The sequence below is a fragment of the Paraburkholderia caffeinilytica genome (genome assembly GCF_051027425.1).
In the GTDB taxonomy this organism is placed as follows: domain Bacteria; phylum Pseudomonadota; class Gammaproteobacteria; order Burkholderiales; family Burkholderiaceae; genus Paraburkholderia; species Paraburkholderia caffeinilytica_A.
This window is the reverse complement of the sequence record NZ_CP186552.1, coordinates 4,019,718-4,033,026: the sequence shown is the minus strand read 5'-3', so window position 1 is coordinate 4,033,026 and position 13,309 is coordinate 4,019,718. Positions and strand designations below refer to the sequence as shown.

The following is a 13,309-nucleotide window of genomic DNA, read 5'->3' as shown; positions in this document are numbered from 1 at the left end:
AACCTTGCCGGCTGGTGCCTGGTTAGTTACCGGCTTTCTCGAAGCGGCGCAGCAACTCGTCGCCACGCGACACCGACGAATCGAGTGCCTGTTGCGGCGTCTTCTTGTCCGCCCAGACCTGTTCGAGTTCTTCGTCGATCACCGTGCGGATCTGCGGCATGTTGCCCAGACGCAAGCCCTTCGTGTACGGCAGGGGCGGCTTATTAAGCATCTGCTTGATCGCGGTATCGCTGCCCGGATTCTTCTCGTAGAAGCCTTGCTGCTGGGTCAACTGATAGGCGGCGGTCGTGACCGGCAGATAGCCGGTGTCCTGATGCCACTTCGCGGCAACCGGCGCCGACGACAGATAAGACATGAATTTCGCCACGCCCTTGTACACCGCCGGATCTTTACCCGACAGCACCCACAGACTTGCCCCGCCGATGATCGCGTTCTGCGGCGCGCCCTTAACGTTCGCGTCGTACGGCATCATGCCGGTGCCGAAGTTGAACTTCGCGTACTTCTTGATCGTGGCAAGCGAGCCCGACGAGTTCGTGATGATCCCGCAGTCGCCGCTATAGAACTTCGACACCGGTTCGTCCTTGCGGCCAACGTACGTGAAGGTGCCTTCCTTCTGCATGTTCTGCAGGAACTGGATGTGCGCGACCTGCAGCGGCTTGTTGAATTCGAGCTGCGCGTCGGCGCCGTCGAACCCGTTGTTCTTCGACGCGAACGGCGCGCCATGCCAGGCGCTGTAGTTTTCGAGCTGAATCCAGCTCTGCCAGCCCGACGAATAGCCGCATGTCATGCCCGACGCCTTCAGCTTCTGCGCGTCGACCTGCAATTCGGCCCATGTTTTCGGCGGCTGATTCGGATCGAGCCCGGCCTTCTTGAACGCGTCCTTGTTGTAGTACAACACCGGCGTCGAGCTATTGAACGGCATCGAGACCAGTTCGCCGGTTTTGGCGTCGCTGTAATAGCTGGCGATGGTCGGCACGAAGGCCTTTTCATCGAGCGGTACGCCGGCTTGCTTGAACACTTCCGAGACCGGGATCACGGCCTTCTTCGCCTGCATCATTGTCGCGGTGCCGACTTCGTAGACCTGCAGAATGGCCGGCGCGTTGCCGCTGCGATAAGCCGCGATGCCAGCAGCGAGGGTCTGGTCGTAGCTGCCCTTGAACACCGGTACGATCTTGTAGTCGCTTTGCGACGCGTTGAACGCGTTGGCAATGTCGTTCAGACGCTCGCCGAGAGCGGCTTCCATGGCGTGCCAGAACTGGATTTCAGTGGCGGCATGGGCTGCCTGGCTAATGCCGAGGCTCAACACGGCGGCAACGGAAAGCGAACGGAATAGCGGCTTGCAACGCATCGATTGATCTCCTGATTGGAACGGGCGCTGATGGGAATCGCGCGATTCTATTTGTGTTCAATGACAGTCCGGCGTCAGTTGCCCGGCGGACGCCCGCTTTGGACAGGCGCCGACTGCCGCAATTTAACATCGGCTGTCACGGAACGGAAACAGTGGGCGTCTGGAAAGGCAAGTACGTGCGACGTCGCGACTCGACGCAGGCTGCCAGACCACAGGCATGATGGAGCCAGGCGCTTTGCGAGATCGCACACGTTTGATCAACGCGCTTTTTAATCAGGATTCCAGATGCTGAATTCAGTACGATGGGCGGTTTGCGGTTCGATAGCGGGTCTCATGCTCGCCGGATGTACGCTGACGCCCACCACGACGAACGATGGGCCGGCGGCGCCGACCTCGTTGCCCAGGATCATCGCCCATCGCGGCGGCACGGGCGACGCGCCCGAAAACACGCTCGAAGCGATTCGTCTGTCGATCGCGCATCATGCCGACGCAATGTGGCTCACGGTTCAGTTGAGCAAGGACGGCGTGCCGGTCCTGTACCGTCCGGCCGATCTGTCGGCGTTGACCGACGCGAAGGGGCCGGTGTCCGCATTTACGGCGGCGGAACTCGCGCGTGTGAACGCCGGCTGGAGTTTTCGCCGAGGCGACGCGTATCCCTATCGTGACCACCCGGCCGGCATTCCCACCCTGCGCGAAGCGTTGCGCGCCATCCCGCCGGCCATGCCGGTGATCCTCGATATGAAAGCATTGCCCGCCGCACCGCAGGCGCAGGCGGTGGCGCGCATTCTGGACGAAGAAAACGCATGGCCGCGCGTGTCGATCTATTCGACCGAGGCGGATTATCAGCAGAGTTTCGCCGCTTATCCGCAGGCGAAGTTGTTCGAATCGCGCGATGCGACTCGTGGGCGGCTCGTGCGCGTATTGCTGAATCAGGGCTGCGTGGATGCGCCTGCCGAACACGCAATGACCGCGTTCGAGCTGCATCGGGCGATGACGGTGACGGAGAAGTTCACCTTGGGCGAAGGCCGCTCGGACGTGAAGGCAACGCTATGGACGCCTTCAACCGTGGCCTGCTTCCGGCAAAAGCCTGATGTCCGGATCGTGGCGATTGCAGTGAATGATGCGGACGATTATCGGACGGCAGCGTGTCTGGGGATCGATGCCGTGCTCGCGGATTCGCCGTCGCACATGGCGGCCGTCAGGGACGGCATCCCGATGCCATTCCGGTGCGTCGCAGGTAACGGAGCGGCCGCGCAGTAAAACAAAAAGCCCGCTTTTGAGCGGGCTTTTCGGGGGGAGATGCAGCGTGTGGCAGCGCTTAACGTTCGTCCGGCATTCTGCCAATCGCGGCGCCTTACGCGCTAAGGCCGAGGCCGGGCCTCAGACGTTGAACAGGAAGTTCATCACGTCGCCGTCGTGCACGACGTATTCCTTGCCTTCCGCGCGCATCTTGCCGGCTTCCTTCGCGCCTTGTTCACCCTTATAAGTGATGAAGTCGTTGAAGGCGATGGTCTGCGCGCGAATGAAGCCGCGCTCGAAGTCGGTGTGGATTGCGCCCGCTGCCTGCGGTGCGGTGTCGCCGATATGGATCGTCCATGCGCGCACTTCCTTCACGCCGGCCGTGAAGTAGGTTTGCAGGCCCAGCAGCTTGAAACCCGCGCGAATCACGCGGTTCAGGCCCGGCTCTTCCATGCCCATGTCGGCGAGGAACACTTCCATGTCCGCTTCGTCGAGGTCGGCGATTTCCGCCTCGATCGCCGCGCACACGGCGACGACCGGCGCGCCTTCGGCTGCCGCGAACTTCGTGACTGCGTCGAGGTGCGGGTTGTTTTCGAAACCGTCGTCCTTCACGTTGGCGACGTACATGGTCGGCTTGGCGGTGATCAGGCAGAACGGCTTGAGCGTAGCCTTTTCTTCATCCGACAGGTCGAGCGCGCGGACCGGCTTGGCCTGGTCGAGCTGAGCGCGCACTTTTTCCAGCACCGCGGCGTTCTTGATCGCTTCCTTGTCGTTGCCCGACTTGGCAGCTTTCGAATAGCGCGACAGCGCCTTTTCGACGGTCGCGAGGTCGGCCAGCGCCAATTCGGTGTTGATCACTTCGATATCCGACAGCGGATCCACCTTGTTCGCGACGTGGATCACGTTTTCGTCTTCGAAGCAGCGCACGACGTGCGTGATCGCGTCGGTTTCGCGGATGTTCGCGAGAAACTGGTTGCCCAGACCTTCGCCCTTGCTTGCACCGGCCACGAGGCCGGCGATGTCGACGAATTCCACCACGGCCGGCAGGATGCGCTCCGGCTTGACGATTTCGGCGAGCGCCTTCAGACGTGTGTCCGGCACTTCGACAATGCCGACGTTCGGCTCGATCGTGCAGAACGGATAGTTTTCGGCAGCGATGCCCGCCTTGGTCAGCGCATTGAACAGGGTGGACTTGCCGACGTTAGGCAGGCCGACGATGCCGCATTTGAGGCTCATGGAAATCCTTCAGTGAATCAGTAAGTTGCGTGATGCGCTCGACGCTGTGTGCAGGATTCGAAAAGCCTTCGCGCGTGGCGTGGCGGAGGATGCGCAGCGGAGCGGGACAAGACACCAGATCGGGGCGTTGCCTCGACGATTCTGGGCGAGCTTTGTCACGGAAAGCGCAATTGTAACCCGTTCGGATAGGGTTCTTCGGAAGGGGGCGGGAAACTGTGCTTACACGGAAATATTTTGTCATAACGTTGTAGTATTCGGGTCTGGGGCCGCCAGAGCCCTTTCCGGGGAAGCACGATGACAATAAAAACATGGGCGAGATGGATAGTGTGGGCCGCGTTGTTTGGCGCCGGCGTGGTTGCCTGGCTATCGCCGAACTACGAAGACGCCCAGGTGGCGACCGATCGCCAGACGGTCGACTGTATGGTCAAGCAGCTCACTCAGGACGATAAACGCAGCATTGCGCAGTTCGCCGATACCAATGATTTCGACTCGCTGTGGCGCGTGTACGACCGGGTTTTCCCGGACTGCACGGTACGCGGGGACCAGCGGGACCGTCAGCGCGAGCTGACGATGAGTGCGTGGAACGTCCTCTCGACAAACCGTGAATTCATGCGTCTTCGCGAAGCCAATGCGGCGCACGCCGCGCAGGGACACTAGGTTTCAGGCCGAAATGCCGCACGCCTCGATCCGGCCCCCGCAACCCCCGCAGCTATAATGCGCGGATGAACGCACACCATCAGACCTTTGATGCCGCCGTGATCGGCGGCGGGCTCGTCGGCAAGACCGCGGCGTTGGCGCTGACGCAAGGCGGGCTGCGCGTGGCGCTGCTCGCGCAACCCTGCGCGGCGCTCCCGCCGGGCGCGACCTTCGACTCGCGGGTCTACGCGTTGTCGTCGAGTTCACAGGCGCTGCTGGAGCGGTTGCGAGTCTGGCAGGCGCTCGATCTGTCAAAGCTCGGGCCCGTCTACGACATGCGCGTCTATGGTGACGCGCACGCCGAACTTCATTTCTCCGCGTTTCAGGCTTCCGTGCCGCAATTGGCATGGATTGTCGAGTCGTCGGTGATTGAGCGCGCGCTGGATGCCGCGCTGCGTTTCCAGCCGAATCTGACCTGGATCGACACGCGTGCGCAGGCGCTCGACTTTACCGCCGACAGCGCCAGTGTCGGTCTTGCCAATGGCAATGTGCTCGAGGCCGATCTGGTGGTCGGTGCGGACGGAGCGCATTCGTGGGTGCGGGCGCAGATCGGCTCGAAGATGAACCGGCGCGACTATAAACAAACCGGCGTGGTCGCGAATTTCAAGGCCGAAAAGCCGCACGGCGAAACCGCTTATCAATGGTTCAGGGACGGCGAGATCATCGCGCTGCTGCCCATGCCGGACGGCTACGTGTCGTTGGTCTGGTCGGCACGCACCGAGCACGCGGAACAACTGCTCGCGCTCGATCCGGCGCAACTCGCGGCCGAAGTCGAACGTGTTACAGGCGAGCAGTTCGGCGCGCTGGAATGCGTGACGCCCGCGCAGGGCTTCCCGCTCGCACTGCAAACCGTCGATAAGCTCGTGGCGCCGCGCGTCGCGCTGGTTGGCGATGCCGCGCATCTGATTCATCCGTTGGCGGGCCAGGGGATGAACCTCGGTTTGCGCGATGTCGCGGCGCTCGCCGAGACGGTCGCCGGCAAGGAAGCGTTCCGCGATCTCGGCGACATGGTGCTGCTGCGCCGCTACGAACGCGCCCGCCGCGAAGACATCCGCGCGCTGATGATCGCCACCGACGGCCTGCAAAAGCTCTTCTCGGCGCCCGGTCCGTTCGCCAAGGTATTGCGCAACACCGGTATGGCGTTTGTCGGCGCGCAGCCGTTCATCAAACGCTGGCTGGTGTCGGCCGCGCTGGGGTAAAGCCCTGGGCCCGCCTGTCCAGCCGGCGAGACGGGTATCATGAACAGATGGACGCCGTTCCGGGCAGACCGGAAACGTCCCAAAAACGCGCATCGCGCGCGAATGAACTCCAGGAATTCAGCATGAAAAAATCCTTCCGCATCGTGGCCGCCGCGCTCGCGATCGCCGCCGTGACAATGGGCTGCTCGGCGCAGGCCGATCAAGCCACCGACAAGCTCAAGGCCACGTTGCAAACGCGTCTGGCCGACGTGACGATCAAGAGCGTGACGAAGTCGCCGATTGCCGGCCTCTACGAAGTCAATCTCGGCACGCAGATCATCTATAGCGACGCGAACGGCGACTACCTCATGCTCGGCGATATGGTCGACGCGAAGACCCGCAAGAATCTGACTGAAGCGCGTCTGTCGGAAACCAACCGCATCGACTTCGCGAGCCTGCCGTTTGCGAACGCGGTGAAGGTGGTGAAGGGCAACGGCGCGCGCAAGATCGCGGTGTTCTCCGATCCGAACTGCCCGTACTGCAAGCAGCTCGAGACCTCGCTCAAGTCGATCGATAACGTCACGGTCTACACCTTCCTGTACCCGGTGCTCTCGCCGGATTCGACCGCCAAGTCGAAGTCGATCTGGTGCTCGACCGACCGCGCGAAGGCGTGGGAATCGTGGATGCAGGATCATCAGGCGCCTACCGCGGCCGTCACCTGCGACACCGCCGCGATCGACAAGAACCTGGCGCTCGGCCACGCGATGAACGTCGACGGCACGCCGACCGTGTTCCTCGCCGATGGCCGCCGCCTGCCCGGCGCCGTGCCGGCAGACCGGCTGGACAAGGAAATGTCCGCCGTGCACTGAGCACGCAACGTCAGTCGAGGAAAGGAGGCGCGCAGTGCGCCTCCTTTCACATCAAGCCCCGAACATCCCCGCCAGAAAACTTCTAATCGCCGCCGATGAAGCCGATCCGCTACACCATCGTTCCGAAGCAACCCGCCGCCCATCTGTTCGAAGTCACCGTGACCGTTGCCGATCCCGATCCGGCCGGCCAGCGTTTCATGCTGCCGGTATGGATTCCGGGCAGCTATATGGTGCGTGAATTCGCGCGCAACATCGTCACGTTGCGGGCCACCAATGACGCGGGGCGGAAGGTGCGCGTCGAAAAGACCGACAAGCACACGTGGCAGGCCGCGCCGGTCAAAGGCGCGTTGACGTTGCGCTACGAAGTGTATGCATGGGATCTGTCGGTGCGCGCCGCGCATCTCGACGATACGACGGGATTTTTCAATGGCACGAGCGTGTTCCTGTCGCCGCTCGGTCACGAGGAAGCGCAGTGTGTGGTCGATATCCAGAAGCCGGAGGGCTCGGCGTACCGCGACTGGCGCGTCGCGACTGCCTTGCCGGAAGCGCGTGGCACGAAGCGCTACGGCTTCGGCGAGTATCGCGCGCAGAACTATGACGAGCTGATCGATCATCCGGTCACGTTGGGAGAGTTCGCGCTGGCGACGTTCAAGGCGCACGGCGTACCGCACGACATCGTGATCGCGGGGCGCGTGATCGGGCTCGATATGGCGCGTCTGTCCGCCGATCTGAAGCGTATCTGCGAAGCGCAGATCGCGTTGTTCGAGCCGAAGTCGAAGAAGGCGCCCATGGATCGCTATGTGTTCATGACGCAGGCCGTCACCGACGGTTATGGCGGACTGGAACATCGCGCTTCGACGGCGCTGATCTGCAATCGCGGCGATCTGCCGGCGGAAGGCCACGTTGCCTCCACCGAAGGCTACCGGACCTACCTCGGCTTGTGCAGCCACGAGTACTTCCACACCTGGAACGTGAAGCGCATCAAGCCGGCCGTGTTCGCGCCGTACGATCTGAGCGTAGAAAACTACACGTCGCTGCTGTGGCTGTTCGAAGGTTTCACCTCCTACTACGACGACCTGATCCTCGTGCGCAGCGGCCTGATCTCGCAAGACGATTATTTCGGCCTGCTCGGCAAGGTCGTTGGCGGTGTGCAGCGCGGCAGTGGGCGTCTGAAGCAGACAGTGGCCGAAAGCTCGTTCGACGCGTGGGTCAAATACTATCGGCAGGATGAAAACGCGCCGAACGCGATCGTCAGCTATTACACCAAGGGCTCGCTCGTCGCGCTCGCATTCGATCTGACAATTCGCGCGCAGACCAATAACCGCAAATCGCTCGACGACGTCATGCGGCTGCTGTGGCAGCGGTTTGGGCGTGACTTCTATCGCGGCAAGCCCGTCGGCGTCGAAGAAAACGAGATCGAGGCGATTTTTGCCGAAGCGACCGGTGTGCAACTTGGCGAATTGCTCGCCGAAGCCGTGCACGGTACGCGCGACCTGCCTCTCGAGACGCTGCTCGCGCCGTTCGGTGTCACGCTCGCGCCGGATCTGGACAAGAACGGCAAGCCGTCACTTGGCGCGCGCCTGCGCGGCGGTGCGGATTGCACCTTGGCGGCGGTTCACGATGGCAGCGCGGCGCAAAAAGCGGGGCTGTCGGCGGGCGACGTGCTGATCGCGCTCGACGGCCTGCGTGTAACAGGCTCGAATCTTGATTCCCTGCTGTCACGCTATCTGCCGGGCGCAAAGGTCGAAGTCCACGCATTCCGCCGTGACGAGCTGCATACCGTGCAAGTCAAGCTGGACGGGCCTGAGGTGTCGCGCTACAAGCTTGCCGTGAGCGATAAACGGCCGGCGGCGCGCAAGGCGCGGGAGCGCTGGCTGACAAGCTGATCGTAATCCGGGACGGCGTCAATCGCCGTTTCAAAGCGTGGGATTGTTCTATCAGTGCAACAATCCTTCGCTGCCGCACGGCTTTTTCCCGGGTTGGTAAAAAATCACAATGGCTCCACTCGCGCAAAACTGCGCGCCCCTACTGGAGTCAACCATGACCACGATCCTGCAAATCAACTCGGCAGCCCGCTCGCAAGGCGCGAACTCAACTCTGCTCCTCAACGAGCTGACCGCAAAGCTGCAACAATCGAATCCGGGCGCGCAAGTCGTCGTCCGTAACCTGCAAGCTGAACCGCTGCCGCATCTGGACGACGCCGTCCTCGGCGCGTTCTTCACGCCGGCAGACCAGCGCACGCCGGAACAAGCCGCGATCTCGGCACGCAGCGAAGCGCTGATCGCCGAACTGCAAGCCGCCGACATCGTCGTGATCGGCGCACCGATGTACAACTTCGGCATCTCGTCGCAACTGAAGACGTACTTTGACTTCATCGCACGCGCCGGCATCACGTTCCAGTACACGGCGAACGGTCCGGAAGGTCTCGTGAAGGGTAAGAAGGTGTTTGTGGTTTCGGCACGCGGCGGCAAGTATCTGGGCACCCCGAACGATAGCCAAACGCCGTACCTGAAGGCCTTCCTGGGCTTCCTCGGCATGACCGATGTGAACTTCATCTACGCCGAAGGCCTGAACATGGGCCCGGATGCTGCGAGCGCAGCGCTGGCTGGCGCGCGTGAAGCGATTGCTGCTGCGTAAGGTGTGAGGTTTGTCCCGCGCTGCTAGGTGATCGCGGCGCGGTGGAATGAAAAAACGCCACGGGGTGTGATTCCGTGGCGTTTTTGTTTTGACTGCTGCGACTGAGCGCTACGCCAGCATTTGCGCTTCGTCGGGCAAGCGCCAGTCGATCGGTTCGCGGCCGTGCTTCACGAGATAGTCGTTGGCCGACGCAAAGTGCCCGCAGCCGAGAAACCCGCGATGCGCCGACAGCGGCGACGGGTGCGGCGCCTCCAGCACGTAATGCGACTTGCCGCCGAGCAGCGCGCGTTTGGCCTGCGCATGCGCGCCCCACAGCATGAACACGAGACCGTCATGACGCATGGCCAGTTCGTGGATCAGCGTATCGGTGCATTTCTCCCAGCCGCGTTTCGCGTGACTCGCGGCCGAATCGCGCTCGACCGTCAGCACCGTGTTCAGCAACAGCACACCCTGTTTGGCCCACGTATCGAGGCAGCCATGGCGCGGCGGCTCGTGGCCGAGGCTCGCGGCGATTTCCTTGAAAATGTTGCGCAGCGACGGCGGCGTGCGCACGTTCGGCGCGACTGAAAACGCCAGTCCATGCGCTTGCGGCGTGCCGCGGTCTTCGCCGTGATAGGGGTCTTGCCCGAGGATCACGACTTTGACTTCGTCGGGGCTGGTGAGGCGCAGGGCCCGGAAGACGTCGGCGGGGTAGACGGTTTTGCCGGCGGCGCGTTCACCGTCGACGAAACGGCACAAGGGCGCGTAGGCGTCGCTTTCGATGAATGGCTTGAGGTGTGCGCGCCAGGCCGGGGGCAGGGCGGCGAATTGGGCTTCGAGCGTGGGCGGCGGCTGGTCGGCGGCGGGCGGCGTTTGCGGCTGTGCGCTGGTGCCGGCCGGCGTGACTGAGGCGTCGCCGAATAACGAGGCTTGCGGCGAATTGGGGCGGGTGCGGGAAGCTGATGTCATGGCGGGGAAGTGTCGCAGCAAATGCGGACCGGCTCAAGGCCTAAGCTGCTCGCAACTGATACCCGCGCTGCGCCTTGCTGATGTTGTCCGGTACAAGACCGGTCACCTGTTTGCCGAGTTCTGCCGCGAGCGTGTTGAGCGCCGCTTCGTCGCCGGACTTCAGTTCCAGTTCGACTTCGCAGATCGGCGCGCGGCGTGTTTCGCCGTTTACCTCGGCGATGACGTCACCCTGGTCGATCGCGGCTTCGACTGTCGAGCCGTCCAGCGAGACATTCCACAGCGTGCGTGTGAAATTCGTGCGGAACAGTTCGATCAGTTCGGGTGCTGCCTCGCGCAGGGCTTCGGCGGCGGCCGGTTCGTCACACTCACGCAACAGCGCGTCGATTTCGAGTTTTTCGCCCGTCACGGGCATTTCCCATTCGTGCCGGCTGTGCAACCCATCTTTGGCATTGCCCACCGTCTTGAACGTTTGCAGCCAGCCGTCCGGCGTGTGCCGCAGCCGCAACGCACTTTTCGACGTGGCCAGCGCCAGCCTGGGCGTGTCGAAGTAAATATTCGCCAGCTTGATCGGGCGGCCCTCGCCACCGGTGCGCGCGACGAACCACTGCGTCGCCGCTTTCACCTGGCTCACCGGCAGTGCCAGCTTGATTTCGCGTTCCATGGCCATCGTGTGCTCCGCTGCGTGCGCCGAATGTTGAAACTGTGCTTAGAAAAACATACGCGCAAGTTCCACACCCGGCTCTTCCGCGCGCATGAACGCCTCGCCGACGAGGAACGTATGCACGTCCATCGCGCGCAGACGCTCGACATCCTGACGCGACAGAATGCCCGACTCCGTGACCACGATACGGTCGTCCGGAATCGATTCGAGCATGCCGATGGTCGTCTCGATCGACGTTTCGAAAGTGCGCAGATTGCGGTTGTTGATGCCGATCAGCGGCGTCTTCAACTTCAGCGATTCCATCAGTTCATTGTGGTCATGCACTTCGACCAGCACCGCGAGACCTAGTGAATGCGCGAGCGCTTCGAGGTCCTGCATCTCCGAGGTTTCCAGCGCGGCGGCGATCAGCAGGATCGCGTCGGCGCCCATCGCGCGGGCTTCGACGATCTGATACGGATCGACGATGAAGTCTTTGCGCAGCACCGGCAGATTGCAGGCCGCGCGCGCCTCTTCGAGATACGCCACGCTGCCCTGGAAGAATTGCACGTCAGTGAGCACGGACAAGCAGGCCGCACCGTGCTTTTCGTACGAACGCGCGATCTCGGCAGGGACGAAGTTTTCGCGCAGCACGCCTTTCGACGGGCTCGCTTTCTTCACTTCGGAGATCACCGCGGCCAGACCGGCCGTGTGTTTCGCGCGCAACGCGCCGACAAAATCGCGGATGTCGCGCGACGATGCTTCGAGGCGCAGCGCTTCGAGCGGCGCGCTCTGTTCAGCCGCGCGGACTTCTTCGCGTTTGACCGCGATGATGCGGTCGAGAATGTCGCTCATGAGTATCTCGCTACGTAGTTACTGCTTGAATTGCTGGGTGAAGCGGATCAGCTCGTCGACCTTCGCCCGTGCCTTGCCGCTCGCGATCGCTTCGCGCGCCAACTGGATCCCGTCCGCAATCGATGCCGCCACGTTCGCCGAATACAGCGCCGTGCCCGCGTTCAGTGTGACGATTTCGCGCGCGACGCCCGGCTTGTTGTCGAGCGCTTCGAGCAGCATCAGTTTGGATTCGGCAGCGTCGGCCACTTTCAGCGTGCGGTTCGACACCATCTGCATGCCGAAGTCTTCCGGATGAATTTCGTACTCGTGGATCTGGCCGTCGCGCAACTCGCCGACTTGCGTGGCCGCGCCGAGCGAGACTTCGTCCATGCCGTCCATACCGTACACCACCAGCACGTGCTTCGCACCGAGGCGCTGCATCACGCGCACCTGAATGCCGACGAGGTCGGCGTGGAACACGCCCATCAGCTGATTCGGCGCGCCGGCCGGATTGGTCAGCGGTCCGAGAATATTGAAGATCGTCCGCACACCCAGTTCGCGGCGCACCGGCGCGATGTTCTTCATCGCCGGATGATGGTTCGGCGCGAACATGAAGCCCATGCCGGTTTCCGCGATCGAGGCCGCCACCTGTTCCGGCTGCAAATCGATATTCACGCCGAGTGCCTCGAGCACGTCGGCGCTGCCAGATTTGCTCGACACGCCGCGATTGCCGTGCTTCGCGACCTTGGCGCCGGCCGCGGCCGAGACGAACATCGTCGCCGTGGAAATATTGAAGGTGTGCGAGCCGTCGCCGCCGGTGCCGACGATATCGACGAAGTTCGAGTTGTCCTGCACCTCGACGTGCCGGGCAAATTCACGCATCACCGTGGCGGCAGCGGTGATTTCGCCGATGGTCTCTTTTTTGACGCGCAAGCCGGTGATGATCGCCGCCGACATCACGGGCGAGAGTTCGCCGCGCATGATGAGGCGCATCAGATGCAGCATTTCGTCGTGGAAAATCTCGCGATGCTCGATCGTGCGTTGCAGCGCTTCCTGGGGCGTAATCGACATGATTTCGTCTCTCTTTATCAAGCGGTGCGGTGAGCTGTCTTCGACTGCTTGACGAAGTTTTCGAGCAGCGCGTGGCCGTGTTCGGACAGAATCGATTCCGGATGGAACTGCACGCCTTCAACGGCCAGTTCCTTGTGACGCACGCCCATGATTTCGCCGTCTTCGGTCCATGCGGACACTTCGAGGCAATCCGGCAGCGATTCGCGTTCGATCGCGAGCGAGTGGTAGCGGGTCACGACGAAATGCTTCGGCAGGTCGGCGAATACGCCTTTGCAGTCGGTTTCGATCGTGCTCACCTTGCCGTGCATGATGGTTTGCGCGCGCACCACGCGGCCGCCGAATGCTTCGCCGATTGCCTGATGGCCGAGGCAGACGCCCAGAATCGGCGTCTTGCCGGCGAATTCGCGCAGCACGTCAAGGGTGATGCCGGCGTGTTGCGGATTGCTCGGGCCGGGAGACAGGCAAATGCGCTCCGGGTTGAGCTTCGCAATTTCGTCTAGCGTGATTTCGTCGTTCCGATAGGTGCGCACGTCTTCGCCGAGTTCGCCGAAGTACTGCACCAGGTTGTAGGTGAACGAGTCGTAGTTGTCGATCATTAGCAGCATGGTGTGTCTCC

General features: G+C 62.4%; 13 protein-coding genes. 6 read left to right on the top strand and 7 right to left on the bottom strand.

The annotated features are described in order from the left end of the window. Positions 1-22: 22 nt before the first annotated feature. On the bottom strand, positions 23-1,348 hold the full coding sequence (gene ugpB / locus ACOSV0_RS17885; RefSeq protein ID WP_434107452.1) for a sn-glycerol-3-phosphate ABC transporter substrate-binding protein UgpB: 1,326 nt from the start codon (positions 1,346-1,348) through the stop codon (positions 23-25). A 333-nt stretch (positions 1,349-1,681) separates the two neighbouring features. On the opposite strand from ugpB, the gene ACOSV0_RS17880 reads away from it, so the two are divergent. Further along, entirely contained in the window at positions 1,682-2,608 is a 927-nt protein-coding gene (locus ACOSV0_RS17880) for a glycerophosphodiester phosphodiesterase family protein (protein ID WP_434110326.1), read from the top strand. Between the two features lie 120 nt (positions 2,609-2,728). On the opposite strand, the gene ychF is transcribed toward ACOSV0_RS17880, so the two are convergent. Further along, positions 2,729-3,823 (bottom strand): redox-regulated ATPase YchF, encoded by a 1,095-nt coding sequence (ychF, locus tag ACOSV0_RS17875; protein WP_434107451.1) that lies wholly within the window; start codon positions 3,821-3,823, stop codon positions 2,729-2,731. Between the two features lie 294 nt (positions 3,824-4,117). Between ychF and ACOSV0_RS17870 the strand changes: the two genes are divergently transcribed. From ACOSV0_RS17870 to ACOSV0_RS17850, 5 genes are all read left to right on the top strand, one after another. Further along, on the top strand, positions 4,118-4,480 hold the full coding sequence (locus ACOSV0_RS17870) for a hypothetical protein (RefSeq protein ID WP_434107450.1): 363 nt from the start codon (positions 4,118-4,120) through the stop codon (positions 4,478-4,480). A 65-nt stretch (positions 4,481-4,545) separates the two neighbouring features. Then, positions 4,546-5,718: a UbiH/UbiF family hydroxylase gene (locus ACOSV0_RS17865; protein ID WP_434107449.1), complete on the top strand. Its 1,173-nt coding sequence runs from the start codon at positions 4,546-4,548 to the stop codon at positions 5,716-5,718. A 122-nt stretch (positions 5,719-5,840) separates the two neighbouring features. Beyond that, the gene (locus tag ACOSV0_RS17860; protein WP_434107448.1) at positions 5,841-6,566 is read left to right on the top strand and encodes a DsbC family protein; all 726 of its coding nucleotides are present in this window, start codon (positions 5,841-5,843) and stop codon (positions 6,564-6,566) included. A 95-nt stretch (positions 6,567-6,661) separates the two neighbouring features. Beyond that, positions 6,662-8,452 (top strand): M61 family metallopeptidase, encoded by a 1,791-nt coding sequence (locus ACOSV0_RS17855; RefSeq protein ID WP_434107447.1) that lies wholly within the window; start codon positions 6,662-6,664, stop codon positions 8,450-8,452. A 154-nt stretch (positions 8,453-8,606) separates the two neighbouring features. Further along, entirely contained in the window at positions 8,607-9,203 is a 597-nt protein-coding gene (locus ACOSV0_RS17850; protein ID WP_434107446.1) for an FMN-dependent NADH-azoreductase, read from the top strand. A 108-nt stretch (positions 9,204-9,311) separates the two neighbouring features. Here the strand turns inward: ACOSV0_RS17850 and ACOSV0_RS17845 are convergent, their stop codons facing one another. The 5 genes from ACOSV0_RS17845 to ACOSV0_RS17825 are packed head-to-tail and all read right to left on the bottom strand — an operon-like array spanning position 9,312 to position 13,298. After that, positions 9,312-10,151, bottom strand: coding sequence for a uracil-DNA glycosylase (locus ACOSV0_RS17845; RefSeq protein WP_434107445.1), 840 nt, complete (start codon positions 10,149-10,151; stop codon positions 9,312-9,314). Positions 10,152-10,191: 40 nt separating this feature from the next. Next, a complete protein-coding gene (locus ACOSV0_RS17840; protein ID WP_434107444.1) occupies positions 10,192-10,818 on the bottom strand; it encodes a CYTH domain-containing protein in 627 nt (208 codons plus the stop codon). 39 nt (positions 10,819-10,857) lie between these two features. Then, the gene (trpC, locus tag ACOSV0_RS17835) at positions 10,858-11,643 is read right to left on the bottom strand and encodes an indole-3-glycerol phosphate synthase TrpC (protein WP_434107442.1); all 786 of its coding nucleotides are present in this window, start codon (positions 11,641-11,643) and stop codon (positions 10,858-10,860) included. A gap of 18 nt (positions 11,644-11,661) precedes the next feature. After that, the gene (gene trpD / locus ACOSV0_RS17830; RefSeq protein ID WP_434107441.1) at positions 11,662-12,693 is read right to left on the bottom strand and encodes an anthranilate phosphoribosyltransferase; all 1,032 of its coding nucleotides are present in this window, start codon (positions 12,691-12,693) and stop codon (positions 11,662-11,664) included. A gap of 17 nt (positions 12,694-12,710) precedes the next feature. Then, entirely contained in the window at positions 12,711-13,298 is a 588-nt protein-coding gene (locus ACOSV0_RS17825) for an aminodeoxychorismate/anthranilate synthase component II (RefSeq protein ID WP_054036698.1), read from the bottom strand. Between the last annotated feature and the right edge of the window lie 11 nt (positions 13,299-13,309).

Coding starts and splice junctions, on each gene's coding strand:
- ACOSV0_RS17865 (WP_434107449.1), top strand. CDS start 4,546: ATGAACGCACACCATCAGACCTTTGATGCCGCCGTGATCGGCGGCGGG.
- trpC (WP_434107442.1), bottom strand. CDS start 11,643: ATGAGCGACATTCTCGACCGCATCATCGCGGTCAAACGCGAAGAAGTC.
- ACOSV0_RS17845 (WP_434107445.1), bottom strand. CDS start 10,151: ATGACATCAGCTTCCCGCACCCGCCCCAATTCGCCGCAAGCCTCGTTA.
- ACOSV0_RS17840 (WP_434107444.1), bottom strand. CDS start 10,818: ATGGCCATGGAACGCGAAATCAAGCTGGCACTGCCGGTGAGCCAGGTG.
- trpD (WP_434107441.1), bottom strand. CDS start 12,693: ATGTCGATTACGCCCCAGGAAGCGCTGCAACGCACGATCGAGCATCGC.
- ACOSV0_RS17825 (WP_054036698.1), bottom strand. CDS start 13,298: ATGCTGCTAATGATCGACAACTACGACTCGTTCACCTACAACCTGGTG.
- ACOSV0_RS17860 (WP_434107448.1), top strand. CDS start 5,841: ATGAAAAAATCCTTCCGCATCGTGGCCGCCGCGCTCGCGATCGCCGCC.
- ACOSV0_RS17855 (WP_434107447.1), top strand. CDS start 6,662: ATGAAGCCGATCCGCTACACCATCGTTCCGAAGCAACCCGCCGCCCAT.
- ychF (WP_434107451.1), bottom strand. CDS start 3,823: ATGAGCCTCAAATGCGGCATCGTCGGCCTGCCTAACGTCGGCAAGTCC.
- ACOSV0_RS17880 (WP_434110326.1), top strand. CDS start 1,682: ATGCTCGCCGGATGTACGCTGACGCCCACCACGACGAACGATGGGCCG.
- ACOSV0_RS17870 (WP_434107450.1), top strand. CDS start 4,118: ATGACAATAAAAACATGGGCGAGATGGATAGTGTGGGCCGCGTTGTTT.
- ugpB (WP_434107452.1), bottom strand. CDS start 1,348: ATGCGTTGCAAGCCGCTATTCCGTTCGCTTTCCGTTGCCGCCGTGTTG.
- ACOSV0_RS17850 (WP_434107446.1), top strand. CDS start 8,607: ATGACCACGATCCTGCAAATCAACTCGGCAGCCCGCTCGCAAGGCGCG.